Origin of the sequence: Natrinema sp. SYSU A 869, from assembly GCF_019879105.1 — an archaeon.
In the GTDB taxonomy this organism is placed as follows: domain Archaea; phylum Halobacteriota; class Halobacteria; order Halobacteriales; family Natrialbaceae; genus Natrinema.
This window is the reverse complement of sequence record NZ_CP082249.1, coordinates 457,829-477,349: the sequence shown is the minus strand read 5'-3', so window position 1 is coordinate 477,349 and position 19,521 is coordinate 457,829. Positions and strand designations below refer to the sequence as shown.

Here is a 19,521-nt window from a genome sequence, read left to right as displayed (position 1 = left end):
AGAGAGCCATATGACTGACGAGGGGCCGGAATCCGAGAGTGATCTCGGGACCGAAAACGAGTCCGCGACGGGGGAGCGATCCGTGGCCATTACGCTCGAGAATCGATTGATGAGTCACGGGCTCTACCTGACGTCGTTTACGTGGATGGACGAGCGCGAACCGCCCGGTGAAGACGGGGCCGGGATCGAACTCGAGTACGAGGCCGTCTCCGAAGCGCCCGTCGTCACAAGTGATGAGGTCGGAGCCGTCCTGCGGACGCTCTTGACCGTTGGTGACGAACGGGAGTGGACGCCGGGTCGTCTTGAAGTAACGTCACTGACGACCGACGGCGACATCCGCGGGTGGTGGTACGTTGAACGCGAGTGGTTCGAACGGCTCGGTGCGGACATCTCCCAACGCGAGTTTTCCCAACGTGTGCTAAGCACCGTTAAAAATTACCAGGGGAACAAGACAATTGTTAAATACGATAGCGGGGATAGATTAATGATGGTTCATACGCCTGTGTATCGTAGACGATCTAATGACTGGAGAACAGGTGTATGTTTCACACGCGCCCGGTAACCTCGACCTCGTTCAGGACCTGTTCTCGACGGTCAAGAACTTCCCCTTCGGCGTCCACATCGCGCTCGAGGAGATCGAGTCCGGCCGCTCCCGACAACGACTCGAGGGCCGTCTCGCCAACAGCGACCTCGTCGTCGCAGTGTTGACCGAGGACGCGGCCGAGAACACGTGGATCAATCAGGAGGTCGGCTACGCGGTGGCGAAAGGAATTCCCGTCTTGCCGGTCCGCGACGACGGAGTCAGTTGTCGCGGGTTCATCAGCGACATCGAAGGCGTGACGATCGATCGAGAGAACCTCTCGGTCACCATCTTCAACCTGCTCTGTCGGCTCCGAAGCGAACTCGCACCGCTGGGGGCGCTGTCGGTTCCGAACTGGTATATCCGATTCCCGTGTACCGTTCCTGACTGCGATCACCCGGTCACGCTCGAACTCGAGCAGGGCCAGACGAAACTCTGGAAGCTCCACAGTCACGGGAAACACCTGACGGCATCGTGTGACGTCTGTGAATCGACGTACTACTTCAACCCGGCGACGATCGGATTCACAGGCCGGAAGGACGGCGTTCCCACTCAATCCTCCTCTCGGAGCCGTTCGTAGGCCTCAGTGACGAGATTGAACGCCGATCGACTGCCGGTTTGACGGTCCGGATGGGCGCGTTTTACTTGCCTATGAAACGCCTCGCGGATCGCATCATCGCTCGCGTCCGTATCGACGTCGAGTACCTCGCGGGCCCTCGTCTTTCGCATGGCGACGTCGACGATGATACCCGCTGCTTCGGTCTCGGTCTTGCAGTCGGGACAGAGTCGTTCTGTCCGTTCGTCGATCGTGGTAACACGGAAGCGTTCCTCGGTGACCCACTCCTGACACTGACTACAGATGGCTCGATCCCCGTCGGACTCGTCATCGGCCGTGTCCGACACTGCGGCTGTGCCCGCTCCGTCGGTTCCAGCGTCGTCCACATCGCTTTCGCCGCTTTCGTCGCTTTCGCCGTTTTCGTTGCTTTCGCCGCTTTCGTCGCTTTCGCCGTTTTCGTTGCTTTCGTCATCACCGTCACCAGCCGGTGCTTCGGCAACACACGACCGACAGCAGGTCAGGACGGTCCCGTCCTCGAGCACGATGTCCTCGAGTTCGGCCGCGAGATAGGTTTCAGTACAGCCATCACAGGCCTCTCGGCGCTGATTGAGCGAGTCGCCCTTTCGCGCGGCCGCTCTCGCGTGTGGTTCACATGCCGGACAACAAGCGACCTGTTCGCCGTCCGGCATCGTCACTGTCGTCAGGTCCTCGAGTGCGACCGTTCGGCCGCACCCATCACAGCCGACCCGCCGATCACCGACCACAGCCATTACTCGAGCGGTTCGAGGTCGTCCTATATTAGTTCTTCTGCTGACAGTCACGACCACCGGTCTTCCGTCGCGACGAGGAACTGTCGAAATCCGACACGACTAGGAGCCAAAGTCGGACGAGGACGATCGTAGGATCCGCCTACCCCACGGTTGAAACTCCCTCACGTGGAGGGCGACGCTGAACGGTGTCGATAACAAAGTATCTAGCCGCCAATCAGCCGATCGTGCGAGGCGACCCTCGCACGGAGACGCTCTGTCCGTTGGACGGCACTCGGCGGCCGGCCGTCGCCGAGTTCCTCCTCTCCTGTCAGGGATACTGGTGGCTGTCGCGATCGAGACGAATTCGGTCCATGGCTTGACCGAATTCATTTCTTACTCGTCGCTTAGTTGCGAGTTCCTTGATCAAGTGGAATCGGGAAATCAATACGACCACGGAACCGACGGTCAAATATGGACACGGCAGTTCAGACGGGAGTCCGTGACAGCGCGGCCGGTCGAGAGCGAATCGCCGCCGTCGTAATCGACGTCAGTCTCGTCGCCACGATGGTCCTCTACGGCTACATCGATCACGGGGGCGATCCGATCGCCGACCCGCTCGCATCGCTCAAGACGATCGTCCCGTTCGCAATCGGCTGGCTCGCAGTTGCATTGCTCGCAGGCGTATACACGCGCGATCGCCTTCTGGGTCGGGACGACCTCCGACTGACGGCGATCGCCTGGATCGCAGCGGCCAATGTCGGGCTCATGATTCGGGGGTCACCGTTGTTCCAGGGGGGAACGAGTTGGCCGTTTCCGGTCGTGATCACCGTCTCCGTGCTGGTCGTTCTGCTCGGATGGCGGCTCGGCTACTCCCTGTTTCTATCAGTGACGAACTAAGTCGTCACGCCGCGTCTTGCTATCATCAACGTGATTGAAACCAGACTTGTACGTAATAGATACGTTCAGTTACGTTGGGCCGTAAGAGATCCTCTTCTGGACGAATCTCATCGGATACGTCATTCTCATTGGTAGTATTCGTCCCTCGAGAAGTAACATATCAGTATACGTGGGTTGGATTAGTTTTCTATAAGTTATGCAGATCCACTAAGTGAGATACTCATTATGGACGAGTCTACCACGAACTAATTATGGGAAACACTTATATGGATATTCCGCATACTATTGGATAGATTATGACTGGATATTACGACATTGTTCTCGCCCTCATCCCAGTCGCACTGCTCGGTATCACCGCAGCCCTCACTTTCGTCGGGGTATCGTTGACTGCGGCGATCCCGCTCGGTTCGCTGGTCGCGATGGGAATTATCGGGCACGCAATGTTCGTCAATACGCCAGCAGATACCGCCGACGAGCCTCGGTCCGCGCGTTCGCCAGTTAATGCGGACTGATTCTCCCTCGTTCCCGTCTCTATCCCCGCTTTCGGTTCTTTTTCCCGTCTCCGTTCCGTGCTATTTGATATGACTGAGACACTGTTTTTGACCAGTGCAGACGTCGATTCGCTCGCGACACCGGCCGAATACGTCGACGCCGTCCGCGAGGGATATCGCCAGCGCGGTGAGGGCGCTCCCGCTCAGCCACGGTCGAAGTTCCTTCGTGGTGATCCCGAGGGAATGCTCACGAGCTATGCCGCCATCCTCCCCGAGACAGGCGCGATGGGCGGCTACATGTACAGCGCCGGCTTCGGTGCGGCCGATGCCTGGTTCATGACGCCACTGTTCGACGCCGAAAGCGGCGCGCCGCTCGCCCTGCTCGATGGCGCGAGCATGAACCCCTTCAAGACCGGTGCGGCGGGGGCCGTCGGCGTCGACGAACTCGCCCGCGACGACGCCGACACCCTCGCGGTCATCGGTAGTGGCGCGCAAGCGCGGGGGCAGCTCCACGCGACCGCGACCGTCCGTGACTTCACCGATGTCCGCGTCTACTCGCCGACACCCGAGAACCGCGAGGCCTTCGCGTCCGACTTCGACGACTCGCTCGAGGCCGCGGTCACCGCTGTCGAGTCGAGTACCGCCGCCGTAACGGGCGCAGACGTCGTGATCACGGCGACCCAAGCCAGCGAGCCGGTCTTCGACGGCGACGACGTAGAGCCCGGGACCCATATCACCGCGATGGGTCAGTACTCGCCAGATAAGCGCGAACTGGATGCGAAGACGATCGAGCGGGCGACCTACGTCCCCGACCTCCGCGAGCGGGCGACGGTCGACGCCGGCTCGTTCATCCAGGCCCTCGAAGCGGGCGCAATCACCGAGGACCACGTCCACGCGGAACTGGGCGAGGTCGTCGCCGGGAAGACATCCGGTCGCACGAGCGAGGATGAGATCACGGTCTTCGATAGCGGTGGGACGGGCATTGAGACGGTCGCGGCGGCGTATCTGCTCTACGAGCGCGCACAGGAGAAAGGGCTCGGCACCGAAATCGAGTTCTCGCCGGCGAGTGAGGCGCTGACGGGGAACTGAGCGCTCGAGAGCCGGTCGTGACAGGCAGTGTGCCCATGGCAGAGGGAACGCGAGCGATTACTCAAATCGTTGTTTCATCTTGTGTGAAATTTACTATTCCCCGCCCATTCGGGAATAGGTGATGCAGCGACGCTCGTACATGACAGGTTTCGGCGGTGCCCTCGCAGTCGGCCTCGCCCACGGCGTACCGTTCGGTCGCAGCGACTCGAACGATGGGACAGACCAGCGAAACGAATCCGGCGACTCGGAACCGTCTTCGGGAGTCACGCATCCGACGCCATCCCCGGCGAGTCTGCAAAACCCGTCGTTCGAGGAGTACCTTACCGGATGGAGCGTCGGCACGGACCTCCCGACGGCTCCTGGGGAGTCGATTGATTCGGTCGAACATTCTGTTGCGATCACCTCCGAACGGGCAGCGGACAGCGAACACTCGATGGCGCTGTTTATCGACGGCGTCGCCGATGACGGGACGATCTGGGTCGAACAGCCGGTGAACATCACGCCTGTCGACACGGTGACTGTCGACGTCTACAGTCAACAGGAGTCGTTCAACCGCATGTCACAGGTGGCATTCTTCGCCGGGAAGAAGCCACGTGATGGGCTCTCGGAGAGAGATTTCAACCGCGAGAAGGACATCGAAGACCACGCAGGATGGAAGACGTACTCGTATTCGGTGAGCGATCTCGAGGGCGTCGTCACGCTCGCCATCGGCATGAATGTCGTCTGGGAGACCGGTGTTCGACGGTTCTTCGACGACATTCGACTCGTCACGGAGTAGGCCTCACAGAGAGACAACCCACGAATTTTTCACTGGCATCAACTGCCATCTGCGATGCTAACCGCAACACCCACCACGAAACGTCGACAAAGAGTCCTATCGCGAGTTTTCAGCCCGATCTGGCGGAAAACCGCTCGCTTCGCCGCGGCTGCTACTCGCTCTCCGCTGCAGTACGTTCGTACGCGTAGTGAGGCCGTTTCGCGCCGGAGTTCGTGCGAAAAACGTGGTCTCGACGGGGAGACAAAGGCGTTTTCGATAGCGGTGTGAATTCGAGTTCGTTACTCGCCGGCGGGCCGAATCTTGAACCCGTACCGAGTAACGCCTTCCTGCGTGTAGATCCGGCGGATCGTCGTCTCGATCCGATCGCCGACCGTGAAGTCGGCGGGATCAGCGTCGGTCCCCATCGCCGGGGCGCTGACGGTTTCGTCTCCACCGTCAGTCTCGAGCGCGACGATCGCGGCCGCGTAGTCGCCCGACTTCGCCTGCTGTTCGGCGAACTCCGGCGGTGCACCGCCCTGTGAGATGGTTGTCACGGCCTCGATTGTTCCCTCGCCTGCAAGTTCGACGGGCTCGTACTCGGCGAGCGCGCCGCAGTCGTCACAGGCACCTTCCGGCGGGAACGAGAGCGCGCCACATTCCGAACAGCGACCGGCCTCGAGCCGGTAGCGCTGGGGAATCGAGCGCCGCCAGGAGGGGACGCTGACGTACGCGCCGCCGCCCGACGGCGGGCCCGTGGTCACGACGCCGCGCTGGCGCAGGTATTCCGCATATGAGAGCGGATCGTTGCCCTCGAGTGCGGTCACGGCCGGCACGTCGCCGTCAGCGTCGATGACGAACGCGTCCGCACCCGCTCCGCTCCCGTGGGAGACGGACAGGATCGACTCGTACCCGTCCTCGAGTGCGGTCGCCAGTGAGAGCGGGACGCTCGCAGCGCCGAGGTCGCCGAGGTCGTGAACCGTCGCGGCGGCCTGGATCTCGTCAGTCCCGACGCCGGCCGCGCCTGCGGCGCGGTAGGGAAGCTTCCCGTCGGGTGCTTGGATTACGGCCGCTTCGGGATCGGGTTCGACCTCGAGGCCGGCGACGGCACCGCCGATCGTTTCGGTGAACGCCTGCCGGTCGTACTGGGTGACGCCTAGTTCTTGAGTCTCGTCCTCCCCGGTGTTGCGGAACCGCGTGCCCGGATACGGCGCGGAGTACTCGGCTCGAGCGACGATTTCGGCCGGCCCGTCGGGCTCGAGGACGAACGCGGCCCCGCCGGCTCCGGCGGCGTGGTCCACCCCATCGTCGGGATCGCCCTTCGGCGCGTCGGCCGCGATGACGAGCGCGGTCGTCGACTCGGCCTCGAGCGCGTCGAGGCCGGCCCAGAGCGCACGGGTTCCGGCTCGCGTGCTGCCGGTGAAGAGCTGCTGGGTCGCTGACTCCGAGAGGGCGAGCATCGCGCCCAATCGGGCGGTCAGGTCCGTCTCGGCCTCCGGCGGCCGCGAGGAAGCAAACGCGAGCCAGTCGATTTCAGCGGGATCGGTCTCGGCCGCCTCGAGCGCGCGCGTCGCGGCCTCGTAGCCCATCGTCAGGGCGTCCTCGTCGGCCGAGGGAACAGCCTTCTCGTTGACGCCGGCGGCGTGGAACTGCCCCCACGCTTCCTCGAAGGCCTCGCTACTGATGCGGAATCGCGGCGCGTACGCGCCGACACCGGTGATTGCAGCCGTCATCACGCGCTCACCTCCGATTCCTTCTCAAACACGTGAACGACGGCGGCACCACCGCTGCCGCCGACGTTATGGGTTAGCCCGCGCGTCGGGTTCTCGACCTGTCGATCGCCTGCTTTGCCGGAGAGCTGCTTGTAAGCCTCGACGACCTGACCGGCACCCGTCGCGCCGATGGGGTGGCCCTTGGACTTGAGGCCGCCGGAGGTGTTGACCGGCAACTCGCCGCCGAGTTCGGTCTCACCGGACTCGATGAGCTGGCCGGCCTCGCCCGTCTCACAGAAGCCCAGATCCTCGTACGCCAGCAGTTCGGCGATGGCGAAGCAGTCGTGGACCTCCGCGAAGTCAAGCTCGTCGGGCTCGACATTGGCCATTTCGTAGGCAGACTCGGCCGCTCGCTGACTCGCCGGCACGCCGGTGTAGGTGTCGCGCTGGAAGAGGCCGACGTTGTCGCTGCCGGCACCGACGCCGGCGATGCGGATCGGATCGTCCGTGTACTCGTCGACGACGTCTTCGCTGACGATCAGCGTACAGGCCGCGCCGTCCGAGGTCGGACAGCAATGATAGAGGTTGAGCGGATCCGCGACGACCGGCGCGGACTGGGCGTCCTCGAGCGAGCACTCGAACCCAAGCTGGGCGTGTGGGTTCTTGGCCCCGTTCGCGTGGTTCTTGACGGCCACCCGCGAGAGCTGTTCCCGCGTCGTCCCGTACTGTTCCATGTGGACCGAGGCCATCTGAGCGTAGACGCCGGAGAACGTGGTGCCCGAGAGCCGTTCCCACTCGGTCTCCCCGGAGACGCCGAGCCAGTACTTCGTCGCGTCCGAACTCATATCGGACATAATCTCGAACCCGCCCGCGAGGACGACGTCTGCCATTCCCGACTTGACGGCCTGGACGGCCTGCCGGACGGCGAAGCCGCTGGCCGCACAGGCGTTCTCGACTCGAGTACAGGGGACGCCGTCGAGACCGACGTGTTCGGTCACCGCGGGCCCGGAAAGGCCGAGTTGTCGGCCGCCGACGCCGAGGTTGCCGACGAACGCCTCGTCGACATCTGCAGCCTCGAGCCCCTTCGGTACGCTGTCCGTCGCCGCGTCGAACGCCGTACGGAACAGGGATCGGTAGCTCTCCGAGGGGAAGGCCCCGTAATCTGACTGCCCCGCACCGACGAGATATGCGTCTCGCATACACACCGTTTAGCGATCTAGATGAAATAAATGTCCGATACAAGTGGCCCAGGCCGGACAGCCAGTTTCGGAGCGGTTTACGACCGTTCCGCTGTGCGAAACCAACTCCGAATCCGCCCGGCCATCTCGAAACCACCGTCGTGAACGCCTCGAACAATGACCCGGTCGGACGGGAACGGAATCGAGACATCTCGATCCGGTAGTTGTTGCTACTGAGACACGACGCGGGATTCAAGCGTCTCGTTCCCGTATATCGACTATGTCTCGCGCGGCCGACCTCGTGTCCGTCCTTGAGCGGACCGACTCGCTGGCGATCGTCTGTCACGACAATCCGGATCCGGACTGTCTCGCTAGCGCGCTCGCACTCGAGGCGATCGCGTCCGAACACGCGGTCGAGGATGTGACGATCGCCTACGGTGGCGAAATCTCTCACCAACAAAACCGTGCGTTCGTCAACCTACTCGAGATTGATCTGCAGACGCTTTCGAAGACTGCGATCGGGGACTACGAGAGCGTCGGGTTCGTCGACCATACAAGGCCGGGAGCGAACACCGAAATACCGACAAGCGTCACTCCCGACATCGTCGTCGATCACCATCCGGGCGAGTCGGCAGGCGCCGCGTTCGAGGACGTTCGCGCCGGGTACGGCGCGACGGCGACCATCTTCGTCGAGTACCTCCAGGAACTCGAGATCGACCTGACATCGCGGCTCGCCTCCGCGCTCCTCTTCGCGCTCCACCGCGAGCGGCTAGATTTCGTCCGTGAACCCACGCGACGGGAGTACGAGGCCGCGCTCGCGGTTTACCCCGACGCGGAACTCGAGATCTTAGAGCAATTGTATGGCAGCGCGTTCTCGCCGGGGACGCTGGATGCGATCGGACGAGCCATTGCCAGCCGGGAACGCCGGGGCTCGTCGCTCGTCGCGAGCGTCGGCAAGACCGGCGAAACGGACGCGTTGCCGCAGGCAGCGGACTACCTGCTGAATCTCGAGGGGGTCGATACAGTGCTGGTCTACGGCATCATCGGCGACGCGATCCGGCTGAGCGGCCGCTCGATCGACCCGCGGGTTCACATGGGCGAGACGCTGGAGGAGGGGTTCGACAAACTGGGTGCAGTCGGCGGTCACCACGACATGGCCGGCGGCCGGATCGAACTCGGCCTCTTTGCGGACGAGGATGACGACGAGGACGAACTGCTCGCGTTCGTGGGCGGCCGACTCACCCGCCGCTTTTTCGACGCGCTGAACCTCGACGAGTGACGGTGACGAGAATCGGCGGGAACGGCGACCGAGCGACGATGTCGCTAACAGTGATCGACGCCGAACGCGAGCGATCGGCCCGGTCCACTGCCGCAGGCCGTTATTCGATGTCGATCGAGTGTGCGTCGTCGTCGGGCTCGTGCTTCGGGAGCCGGATCGTCAGGATGCCGTTGTTGACGCTCGCTTGAACCGCGTCGACATCGACTGGCTCGGGCAACCGGATCTGTCGGCTGAACGACTGTATCTCCCGTTCACGTCGAATGTAGTTCTCCTCGTCGCCACCATTTTCTTGGCGATGCTCCCGCTCACCGGACACTGCCAGCGTTTGACCGGAGAGACGCAGCTCGAGGTCGTCGCTCTCGTACCCGGGGACATCGACGGTGACGACGAACTCGTCACCCTCGTCCGCGAGGTCCAGACTCGTCTCCGCGCCGCTCATCGAGAGATCGAGCTGGCTTCGGTTGTCAACCTGCGATTCCCACGATCGAGTCGCCGTTTCGATCTGGCGGTTCAGTCGGTCAATCAGATCGTCGATGCCGTCGAACGGACGCGGTCGATCTGCCATGATATCACCTATCGAAGGTAGGGCGTCGACGGCGAAAAAGGCCACCCTCGGCCAGTGTGAGGGTCCCACATACTAACATGTTAGCGCAGGGACTTGCGGCAGAACCGAAGGGTGGGCTGGTCGTTTTTAGGCTGCCCGCCGTACCGATGAGTATGACGGACGCACTATTCGTCGTGAGCGAAGAAGGGTACTGGGGAGAGGAATGCGTCGAGCCGCTCGAGACGCTCTCGGACGCGGGCGTCGAGATCACGGTCGCGACGCCATCGGGGAGTCCGCCGGTCATCGACGAGCGATCGCTCGATCCCGAACAAGTCGGCGAGGAGACCGCCGAACACGTCCGAGAGGTTCACGAGAGCGACGAGCGACTGAACGATCCGATCCCGGTCGCACAGGCCGACGCTGAGGGGTACGACGCCGTTGTCTTCCCCGGCGGTCACGGCACCGCGTGGGACATCAATCAGGACAAACACGCTCGCCAACTCCTCCGAGACATCGTCGAGGGCGACGGCAAGGCGCTCGTCGTCTGTCACGCCGTCGGCATGCTCGGGTTCGCCCGCGACAGCCATGGCGCGTTCATCGTCAACGGGTGCGACGTAACCGGCTTCCCCAACGAGTGGGAAGAGGGCATCGTCGACGAGGCCGACCGGATGCCCGACGGCCGCAAACTGCCTTACTGGACTGAGGACGAAGTGAAAGCCGCCGGCGGTAACTGGGATGCCGAACTCGACGCCGACACCAGCGTCACCGTCGACGGCGATCTCATCACCGCCCGTGGCCCCGGCTCTTCGAGCGCAGCGGCCGAGACGTTACTCGAGGAACTCGACGTCGAACTCGAGGCCTAAACGGACCGTCGTTCGATCCGGCGCGATCGTTTTTCGTCCCGCGTCCGATCCGCGAAACCAGACACAGTGGTTCTAAGTTCGCCGTTCTAACAACCCCAAGGCTATTTTTACCTGTTCGTGTTGAGCGCCTCACATGCCGGCAATACGAACGCGGGGACTTACGAAACGCTACGGTGCCGGCGACGAGGCCGTCGTTGCACTCGAGGAGTTAGACCTCGAGGTTGCCGAAGGGGAGGTGTTCGGCTTTCTCGGGCCGAACGGTGCCGGGAAGACGACCACGATCGACCTGCTCTTGGATTTCGTCCGGCCGAGCGAGGGCTCTGCGACTGTCCTCGGCTACGACACCCAGGACGAGACGGACGCGGTGCGCGATCGCGTCGGTGTCCTTCCCGAGGGCTTTGACCTCTGGGACCGCTCGTCGGGGAATCAACACCTCGAGTTCGCGATCGAGTCCCAGGATGGCGACGCGGAGCCGAATGCGCTCCTCGAACGGGTCGGCCTCGATCCGGCGGACGGACGGCGGCCGGTCGGGGACTACTCGAAGGGGATGCTCCAGCGGCTCGCGATGGCGATGGCGCTCGCGGGCGACCCGGATCTCCTCGTCCTCGACGAACCGTCAGGCGGGCTCGATCCCCACGGCATTCGGACGATGCAGGAGATCGTCCACGAGGAGGCTAACGCGGGGACGACCGTCTTCTTCTCGAGCCATATCCTTGGGCAGGTAGCGGCGGTCTGTGATCGCGTGGGCATCTTAGACGACGGCGAACTGGCCACCGTTGACACCATCGAGGGGCTTCGCGAGGCGGCCGGCGTCGGCTCGCGACTCGTCGTCGAAATCGCCGACGAACCCGGGGAGCCGGTCGCCGACCTGACTGCGATCGAGGGCGTCACCGACGTGACTCGCGCCAAAGACGGACTCCACGTCTCCTATACGGATCCGCGTGCCAAGGCGCCGATCGTCCACCGGCTCGTCGAGTCAGACGCGGTGGTTCTGGACTTCGATATCGAAGAGGCGACGCTCGAGGACCTGTTCACGGCGTTTACCGGGGTCGGGGCCAACACTTCGGGATCGGGTATCGGGGCCGATCGCCGAACCGACCCGGACGTCCGGATCGACGAGAGCGAGACGGAGCGGTCGCTCGAGACGGACGAGGAGGTGGACCAATGACCTGGGTTGCGATCGCGCGCAAGGACTTCGAGGATGTCGTCCGCTCGCGGATGGTCTGGGGATCACTGCGATCTTCCTGCTCCTGATGGGGATCGTGACGCTCGGCGCGTCGGCCCAGATCGAGGATCCGAGCGCGACGGACGTCATCTTCTTCTTCACGAACGTCGGCGGGCAGATATTCGTCCCCATCATCGCCTTAGTCGTCGGTTACATGGCGATCGTCGGGGAACGCCAGTCCGGGAGCCTCCGGATCCTCTTCGGGCTCTCCCACAACCGCCGCGACGTACTCTTCGGGAAGCTTGCGAGTCGTACCGGCGTCATCGTCGTCGCAACGCTCGTAGCCTGTGCCTTCGCCGCCGCCCTCATGGTCGCCCTGTTCGGCTCGCTGCCCGTCAGGACCGTCCTGGGGTTCGTCGCCCTAACGCTCCTGCTCGGGGCCGCCTTCACCGGTATCGCCGTCGGCGTCTCGGCGATGACCGACACCCGAATGCGGGCGATGGGCGGCGCGATCGGCAGCTACATCCTGTTTACCATGCTTTGGCATCCGCTGATCGCCGGCCTCTACTACCTGCTCGAGGGGGAACTCGTCGGGCTCGAGGCACCGGCGTGGTACCTCTTCGCACTCCGATTGAACCCACTCGAGGCCTACCGGCAGGCTGTGGCCTCGCTGATCGATGCCTACGTGCCGGCGCTGGTCGGCTGGGAAAACATCGTCGAGGATGTGCCGGCAGGCTCGTTCCAGGAGGGGACGTTGCTTACCGCGGACCGCGTCGTCGGGGAGGTCCCGTTCTACCTGACGGAGTGGTTCGCCGCCGTCATCATGCTGGTCTGGATCGTCGTCCCGATCGCGATCGGCTACCGGCGCTTCGAGCGGGCCGATCTGAATTAACCACCCTCCACGCTCTGTGACAACCCACCGTGCGGTGGCGCGCACTGGAGGCGGTGAGCCGTGAGGCCCGACCAGCGGGAAGGGCTCGGTATTGCGAATAGTGCGAACGGCGCTTCGCGCCGTGATCAGACGGTGACTAATGGGAACCGTGAGCCATCGGTGAACCGCCCCGCCGGTTGACTATGCGCGAGGTCTTCGCGAACGCGTGAGCGACGGCGTGGAAGACGCAGAGCGTCTGCCTGTGGATGAGAGAGGGAGCGTAGCGACCGAACGATATCGACTGGAGAGGGTGTGGAAATTCCTATAGTAGCCACTGAAAGTCACTGCACACCTGATCGCATGACAGCTGTGCGATCAGCGTGTGACTCGTTTCAGTGGCTACTATAGTCGTCACGTGAGTAGAACTCCCGTCGTCCTCGTTTCTATCGAAGCCCACTCAGTAGGATATCCAACGTCCTTGACAGAGCATCTGGTTACCTGCCGCAAATCAGTCCCTTTTTACACGCAGACGGGGAATCACCACCTATGAGCTTCGAGGAAGACGATCGCGTCGTCCTGCACGACGAGCACAGCGAGTTCGACGGCGAAACCGGCACCATCTCCCAGACGATGGAGTCGATGTTCGGCGACGTTACCTACACCATCAGCTTCGACGACGGCCAAGAGGCCGGCGTCCCCGAGGACGACCTCGAGGCGGCCGACGACGAAGCTGATGCCACCGACGCCGAAGACGCCGACGAGGAATAAGCACCGCTCGCGGGCCGGCTCGCCGCTCGAGTCCCGTCACCGACCGACACTATCGCGCCCGCACCGACCATACCGAATTTCGAATCGCAGATGTCACAAATCCCGCTTCACTACGTCGATTTACGGACGTTCTGCTACGCCACCGAGGACGAAAAGCGCGTCGAGGAGGCGCTTCGAACCTTCCTCCCCGATAGCGACGATGACGAGCCATTCGAGATTGAGCGCACCGAGAGCGAGGGCCACTACGGCGACCGGATCCTCGTCCTTTCCGCGCGCGTCGAGAACGCCGACGACGTTCGGCACGTCCTCTCGCGGCTGGCCGACCTCGAGAGCTTCGACGACCTGATCGATGAACTCGACGAGCGGGTCACCGAGAACACCGAACTCTTCTTGCGACTCGACAAGCAGGCGGCCTTCGCAGGCGACGTCCGCCTCGGGCAGGGCATCACCTTCCGCGGGAAGGTCGAGGCCTACCCGGCAAAGAAGGAACAGGCCGTCGAGAACGCCGAGGACGTCCTCGAGCGACTGCGCGAACAGGACTGAGGGCTCTCGCGTTCGAGCACCGATTTCACCATTTCTGCAGCCCGAGCCGATTCCGATGCGTCTCTGCGCTCTCGAGCTGTCGTCCGACCTCATCAGCCGAACGTAATCGCCCGGGTGCGAAGCGCTTTTGACTGGCCAGTCAGTAAGTTCGTGTAGACACTTTCTGAATGACGGACGAGACGATTGACGATCTGATGGAAGCGACGTATCGCGCGCTCTGCAAGCATGGATACGCGGACCTGACGATGCAGGATATCGCCGAGGAGTCGACCAAGAGCAAGGGCACCCTTCACTATCACTTCGAGGGGAAACAAGACCTCCTCGAGTCCTTTCTCGAGTTTCTCCTGGACCGGTTCGAGGAGCGGACCGAGACGATTCCCGGCGAGACGCCGGCCGAGCGGCTCCACGAGTTCATCGACGAACTGCTGACGCCGTCGGACGACGAGTCGGCCGAGGAGTTTCGGACGGCGATCCTCGAGATCAAGGCCCAGTCGCCGTACAACGAGGCCTACCGGGAGCAACTGGCCGAGTTCGATAGGGCGCTCCACGATCGCATCGCGGGCCTCGTCACGGACGGCCTCGAGGCGGGGGCGTTCCGCGAGGATGTCGATCCGGATGAGACGGCTGACTTCCTCGTGACGCTGTTCCACGGTGCACAGACGCGGTCGACCGCGGTCGATCGCCCGCCCGAGCAGACGAAACGCCACGTCCACGAGTACATCGATGAATTTCTCCTGGCGGACGGGACGGACACGGTGACGGTGGACGACGATGAGACGGAGACCGTCGAATGAGCCTCCTGGATCGGATCTCTGGACTGTTCAAGGGCCGCGACGAGTTCGACCTCACCTCGGGCGACATCGCGGGACCGTTGTTCTACCTGTCGCTGCCGATCATCGTGACGAACCTGTTGCAGACGGCCTACAACCTCATCGACACGTTCTGGCTCGGCCAGTACAGTACCGAAGCGCTCGCGGCGATCAGCTTCGCGTTTCCGATGGTCTTCCTGCTTATTTCCGTCGGGATGGGGCTGTCGGTCGCCGGGAGCGTCCTCGTCGCCCAGCACATCGGTGGGGACGAGGAATCGGCGGCCGAGTACGCCGCCTCCCAGACCGTCGCGCTGTCGCTGCTCGGCGCGGTCGGGCTCGGACTCGTCGGCTACGCCTTCGTCGAGGAACTGCTCGGCCTCCTCGGCGCGTCGCCGGGCGTGTTGTGGCGGGCGACCGACTACATGCAGGTCATCACGCTCGGGATGCCCTTCATGTTCGGCTTCTTCGTCTTCATCGCACTCATGAGAGGCTACGGGGACACGATCACGCCGATGCTCGTGATGTTCGGCTCCGTCCTCCTGAACGTCGTCCTTGACCCGTTCCTGATCTTCGGCTGGGGGCCGTTTCCCAGACTCGGGATTGAGGGTGCGGCGATCGCGACGGTCTTCTCCCGCGCGCTCGCGCTCGTTGTCGGACTGGCGATCATGTTCCGCGGAACGCGAGGCGTCCGGATTCGGCTCCGCCAGATGCGTCCGGACCTCTCCTTTGCCAAGAAACTCGTGTCGATCGGGTTTCCGGCATCGATCGAGGGAATGGGGAGAGCCCTGTCTATCAACCTGTTACTGGTGATCGTCGGGTTGTTCCCGACCTACGTCGTCGCCGCCTACGGGATCGGCACGCGCGTCTTCTCGGTTATCTTCCTCCCGGCGATCGCGGTCGCCCGCGGCGTCGAGACGATGACTGGACAGAACGTCGGTGCCGACAAACCGGAGCGTGCGGAAGCCGCAGCGGACTTCGCCGCCCGCACTATGTTTGTCATCCTCGGAGCGCTGGGTGTCGTGGCGTGGCTTGGCGCACAGCCTATCACCGCCGTCTTCACCGACGATCCCGAAGTCATCGAGGTTGGGGTTACCTTCCTCCGATACGTCGCCCCTCATTCGGCTTTATCGGCGTGATGCGGGCCTACAATGGCAGCTTCCGCGGGACCGGAAAGACGCTCACCGCGGCGGCAATCGTCCTCGTGACCTACGCCGTCGTCCGCCTCCCGATCGCCTACGGTCTCTCGCAGGCAGCGATGGAGTACCGCGGAATCTGGATCGCCTTCGCCGCCTCGAACGTCATCGGTGCCGGTCTCGCCTACGGCTGGTACCGACGGGGAACGTGGCGAGATGCCGATATCACCGAGGGTCCGGCGGGGCCAGCGATTGGCGACGACCTCGAGACCAGTACCGATGACTGATCCCCCTATCCAGTAAAGTGGCTGTGTGCCGTCACAGCAGACCGAGCCGCGTTCCGATAGGTGATCGCTGTGAATCAACACTGGCAGGTCCGCAAGCAGACCACGCGACACGCTCGGCCGACAGGCGGTAGGCGGGTGTAATCAATGGTCGAAACCGTCTCGATTGATATCCTGAGCCTCCTGCTCGTTCTCTCGGTCGCATGGGTGTTCGGCGCGCTCGCCGAGCGATTCGGCTATCCAACGATGATGGGGGAGCTGTTCGCCGGCATCGCCTTCGGCCCCGCGTTGCTCGGTCTCTTACATCCCTCGGAGCTGCTCTCGGTGCTGTCCGAACTCGGCGTGTTCCTCCTGATGGTCTACGTCGGCATGGAGGTCGATCTGCGAGAGCTGTTCGAACTCGGTCCGCAGTCGCTGCTGATCGCCTTCGGCGCATTCGTCATTCCGTTCGGCCTCGGCTACGCGGCCGGCGTCTGGCTCGGTGTCTCCGTCGGCGCGGCGCTGTTCCTCGGGCTCGCGATGGCCGCCACGTCGCTGGCAACGAAATCCCGTATCCTCGCCGACCTCGAGCTCCTCGATACCCGGATCGCGAACGTGTTACTCGGCGGTGCCCTCGCCTCCGACGTGGGCGTTCTCATCGCGTTCGCGGGCGTCGACAGCTACGTGACGGCGGGCACGCTCGACTCGACCGAGATCGGCGTGATCCTCCTGCAGGCGATTGGCTTCTTCGCGGTGACGCTCCTGATCGGGTATCGGTTCCTCCCGATCGCGTGGCGGTATATCGAGCACCAGCGCGAACGGTACGGGTTCGTCGATCGGACCACCGCCTTTACCTTCGCCCTGCTCGTCTCCCTGCTGTTCGCTCAACTCGCGACGTTGGCGGACTTACACATGATTATCGGCGGCTTCATGGCGGGCATGTTCCTCCGGCAGGCCGATGTCGAACCCAGCCTGTACGAGCACATGCACACGGTCATGTACGACCTCGCGATGGGGTTGTTCGCACCGGTCTTCTTCGTCACGGTCGGGTTCCAGATCACGTTCGACGTGTTCTTCGATTCCTTCGTCGTGCTCGCGGTGCTGGTCACCATCGCGTTCCTCGGGAAGATAATCGGCTCCTGGCTGTTCTCGTTACCAACATCGCTCACCTCCCGCGAGGGCTTGGTCGTCGGCTTCGGCATGAACGGTCGCGGGACCGTCGAGATCATCATCGCACAGGTCGCCTACGAGGCCGGAGTCATCGACGCCAAAATGTTCTCGATTCTCGTGTTCATCGCGATCTTTACCACCGCGCTCGTCCCCGTCACCGTCACCTGGGGCGTCCACCTGCTCGAGTCGGCGGACGAACTGGTCTACGTCGATTCGCCGGCCGCGGCCGAGGACTGAGAAGCAGATCTGACTCGCCGGCGTCCTCGGGCCCTCCGAACCGTCCGGCGACGCTCGAGCGGGGCGTTTTTGCCGTCCGCGCCAGCAGGTAGGGGTATGCAAGTCCACGTCGTGGGTGACGATCCAGTTCGGGAAGCGGTCGTCACCGCGCTCGATGACGTCGACATCGGCGTTCGTGACGCCGATCCGATAGATCTCACAGACGCTCGCTTCGCGGTCGTCAGCGACGTCACCGGGTCGCCCGCGTTCGACCGGGCCAACGAGGCCGCCCGGACGGGCGGAACGCCCTGGATCGCCATCGAGATCGGCGGCGGCGGCGGCCACCCGATTCCGGACATCGACGCCGCGATATCCGGATTCGCGCCCGCAACGGGCTGCTTCGACTGTCTCCGCGCGCGCGTCGCATCGAATCTCGAGGAGCGGGCAGACGGCCCACAGGCCGATCGTAGTGCGGCGCGACTCGCCGGCGCGATCGCCGGCCGGGAGTGCGTGCGCGTCCTCTCCGGCGATGAGCGATCGATTCTGGGGCAGGTACTCGAGGTTCCTCACGCTCGACGCCGGTTCCTGCCCGTTCCCGGGTGTGAGTGTGCCGACGGCGACCGGGATCGGCAGCTCGAGCGCGACGCGGAGACGCTCGCTCTCGATGCCGCGGTCGAACATGCCGAAGGGGCGATCGACGACCGCGTCGGACCTATCACGAGCATTGGCGAGATCGAGTCGTTCCCGGCCCCCTACTACCTGTCGACGGTCGCGGACACGGCCGCGTACAGCGATGCCAGCGCGCCGCGACAGGCCGCCGGCGTCGCGATCGACTGGAACGCCGCGCTGATGAAGGCCGTCGGCGAGGGGCTCGAGCGCTACTGCGCCGGCGTCTACCGCGAGGACGACTTCGTCCACGCGAGCGAGGCCGACCTCGAGAACGCGGTCGCCCCGACGGCACTCGTCCGGCCGGACGACGCGCCGGCCGACGACGCGAGTGACGAGCACCGCTGGGTTCCGGGCGAGGACCTCACGACCGGCGAACAAGCACACCTGCCCGCTGCGGCGGTCCAGTTCCCCCAGCCCGGCGAGTCGCTGGTCCCGGCGATCACAACCGGGTTGGGGCTGGGTTCCTCGACCGTCGACGCGCTTGTCTCCGGGCTGACGGAGGTCATCGAGCGCGACGCGGCGATGCTCGCGTGGTACTCGACGTTCGACCCGCTCGGATTATCGGTCGAGACGGACGCGTTCGACGCGCTCGAGCGACGCGCCCGGAGTGAGGGGCTGTCGGTGACGCCGCTGCTTGTCACGCAGGATATCGACGTCCCAGTCGTCGCCGTGGCGGTTCACCGTAAGCCGGACGCGCTCGAGGGAACCGACGCGGTCTCGGCCGATGACGACTCCTGGCCGGCTTTCGCCGTCGGCTCGGCGGCCGGGCTCGACGCCGCGGCGGCCGCGACGTCGGCGCTCGAGGAGGCGCTGCAAAACTGGATGGAGCTGCGGAACCTCGGTCCCGAGGACGCCAACGATGCCGGCGGAGAAATCGGTGCGTACGCGTCGTTCCCGGAGCGCGTACGAGCGTTCGTCGACACCGAGCGAACGGTTCCGGCGGCGAGCGTCGGTCCCGATCCCGTGCCGACCGGTACCGATCGGCTCGAGGCGCTGTGTTCGCGGACGGCCGATGCCGGACTGACGCCGTACGCGGCCCGGTTGACGACCCGCGATATCGACGAAATCGGGTTCGAGGCCGTCCGGGTGCTGGTCCCCGGCGCACAACCGCTGTTCACCGGGGAACCGTTCTTCGGCGAGCGGGCGCGGACCGTCCCGAACGAACTCGGCTTTGAACCGCGCCTCGAGCGGCCGTTCCATCCCTACCCCTGACCGCGGTCGC

Annotated in this window: 18 protein-coding genes and 2 pseudogenes; 16 read left to right on the top strand and 4 right to left on the bottom strand. The window is 63.9% G+C overall.

Going from position 1 to position 19,521, the window contains the following annotated elements; all coding sequences use genetic code 11:
* Positions 1-10 precede the first annotated feature (10 nt).
* Both K6I40_RS10470 and K6I40_RS10465 read left to right on the top strand, forming a co-directional pair.
* Positions 11-436 (top strand): annotated as a pseudogene (locus K6I40_RS10470) (hypothetical protein); the annotation flags it as partial.
* Positions 437-521: 85 nt separating this feature from the next.
* Positions 522-1,160: a toll/interleukin-1 receptor domain-containing protein gene (locus tag K6I40_RS10465; RefSeq protein WP_222918949.1), complete on the top strand. Its 639-nt coding sequence runs from the start codon at positions 522-524 to the stop codon at positions 1,158-1,160.
* Here the strand turns inward: K6I40_RS10465 and K6I40_RS10460 are convergent.
* Positions 1,133-1,906: a J domain-containing protein gene (locus tag K6I40_RS10460; protein WP_222918948.1), complete on the bottom strand. Its 774-nt coding sequence runs from the start codon at positions 1,904-1,906 to the stop codon at positions 1,133-1,135. The genes K6I40_RS10465 and K6I40_RS10460 overlap by 28 nt on opposite strands.
* A gap of 450 nt (positions 1,907-2,356) precedes the next feature.
* On the opposite strand from K6I40_RS10460, the gene K6I40_RS10455 reads away from it, so the two are divergent.
* The 4 genes from K6I40_RS10455 (at position 2,357) to K6I40_RS28370 (ending at position 5,140) form a co-directional block, all read left to right on the top strand.
* A complete protein-coding gene (locus tag K6I40_RS10455) occupies positions 2,357-2,782 on the top strand; it encodes a DUF3054 domain-containing protein (protein ID WP_222918947.1) in 426 nt (141 codons plus the stop codon).
* Positions 2,783-3,078: 296 nt separating this feature from the next.
* On the top strand, positions 3,079-3,294 hold the full coding sequence (locus K6I40_RS10450; RefSeq protein WP_222918946.1) for a hypothetical protein: 216 nt from the start codon (positions 3,079-3,081) through the stop codon (positions 3,292-3,294).
* A gap of 69 nt (positions 3,295-3,363) precedes the next feature.
* Positions 3,364-4,362, top strand: a complete 999-nt coding sequence (locus K6I40_RS10445) for an ornithine cyclodeaminase family protein (protein ID WP_222918945.1) — start codon at positions 3,364-3,366, stop codon at positions 4,360-4,362.
* Between the two features lie 139 nt (positions 4,363-4,501).
* On the top strand, positions 4,502-5,140 hold the full coding sequence (locus tag K6I40_RS28370; RefSeq protein ID WP_255681957.1) for a hypothetical protein: 639 nt from the start codon (positions 4,502-4,504) through the stop codon (positions 5,138-5,140).
* A gap of 278 nt (positions 5,141-5,418) precedes the next feature.
* On the opposite strand, the gene K6I40_RS10435 is transcribed toward K6I40_RS28370, so the two are convergent.
* A complete protein-coding gene (locus tag K6I40_RS10435; protein WP_222918944.1) occupies positions 5,419-6,849 on the bottom strand; it encodes a zinc ribbon domain-containing protein in 1,431 nt (476 codons plus the stop codon).
* Positions 6,849-8,027: a thiolase domain-containing protein gene (locus K6I40_RS10430; RefSeq protein ID WP_222918943.1), complete on the bottom strand. Its 1,179-nt coding sequence runs from the start codon at positions 8,025-8,027 to the stop codon at positions 6,849-6,851. The genes K6I40_RS10435 and K6I40_RS10430 overlap by 1 nt, the downstream gene beginning before the upstream one ends.
* Before the next feature lie 259 nt (positions 8,028-8,286).
* Here K6I40_RS10430 and K6I40_RS10425 point away from each other — a divergent pair, with 259 nt between their 5' ends.
* A complete protein-coding gene (locus K6I40_RS10425; protein WP_222918942.1) occupies positions 8,287-9,285 on the top strand; it encodes a bifunctional oligoribonuclease/PAP phosphatase NrnA in 999 nt (332 codons plus the stop codon).
* Between the two features lie 100 nt (positions 9,286-9,385).
* Here K6I40_RS10425 and K6I40_RS10420 read toward each other — a convergent pair whose 3' ends face one another.
* The gene (locus tag K6I40_RS10420) at positions 9,386-9,850 is read right to left on the bottom strand and encodes an Hsp20/alpha crystallin family protein (protein ID WP_222918941.1); all 465 of its coding nucleotides are present in this window, start codon (positions 9,848-9,850) and stop codon (positions 9,386-9,388) included.
* A gap of 152 nt (positions 9,851-10,002) precedes the next feature.
* On the opposite strand from K6I40_RS10420, the gene K6I40_RS10415 reads away from it, so the two are divergent.
* From K6I40_RS10415 to K6I40_RS10375, 9 genes and pseudogenes are all read left to right on the top strand, one after another.
* Entirely contained in the window at positions 10,003-10,692 is a 690-nt protein-coding gene (locus K6I40_RS10415) for a type 1 glutamine amidotransferase domain-containing protein (protein ID WP_222918940.1), read from the top strand.
* Between the two features lie 133 nt (positions 10,693-10,825).
* A complete protein-coding gene (locus tag K6I40_RS10410) occupies positions 10,826-11,860 on the top strand; it encodes an ABC transporter ATP-binding protein (RefSeq protein ID WP_222918939.1) in 1,035 nt (344 codons plus the stop codon).
* Positions 11,861-11,945: 85 nt separating this feature from the next.
* Positions 11,946-12,749, top strand: a complete 804-nt coding sequence (locus tag K6I40_RS10405; RefSeq protein ID WP_255681956.1) for an ABC transporter permease subunit — start codon at positions 11,946-11,948, stop codon at positions 12,747-12,749.
* A 525-nt stretch (positions 12,750-13,274) separates the two neighbouring features.
* Positions 13,275-13,496: a DUF1918 domain-containing protein gene (locus K6I40_RS10400; protein WP_222918938.1), complete on the top strand. Its 222-nt coding sequence runs from the start codon at positions 13,275-13,277 to the stop codon at positions 13,494-13,496.
* Between the two features lie 90 nt (positions 13,497-13,586).
* Positions 13,587-14,039, top strand: coding sequence for an RNA-binding protein (locus K6I40_RS10395; RefSeq protein WP_222918937.1), 453 nt, complete (start codon positions 13,587-13,589; stop codon positions 14,037-14,039).
* Positions 14,040-14,206: 167 nt separating this feature from the next.
* A complete protein-coding gene (locus tag K6I40_RS10390; protein ID WP_255681955.1) occupies positions 14,207-14,833 on the top strand; it encodes a TetR/AcrR family transcriptional regulator in 627 nt (208 codons plus the stop codon).
* Positions 14,830-16,268, top strand: a pseudogene (locus tag K6I40_RS10385) (MATE family efflux transporter). Before K6I40_RS10390 ends, K6I40_RS10385 begins: the two are co-directional and overlap by 4 nt.
* Before the next feature lie 144 nt (positions 16,269-16,412).
* A complete protein-coding gene (locus K6I40_RS10380; RefSeq protein WP_222918936.1) occupies positions 16,413-17,651 on the top strand; it encodes a cation:proton antiporter in 1,239 nt (412 codons plus the stop codon).
* 96 nt (positions 17,652-17,747) lie between these two features.
* Positions 17,748-19,511, top strand: a complete 1,764-nt coding sequence (locus K6I40_RS10375) for a YcaO-like family protein (protein ID WP_222918935.1) — start codon at positions 17,748-17,750, stop codon at positions 19,509-19,511.
* Positions 19,512-19,521: the final 10 nt, after the last annotated feature.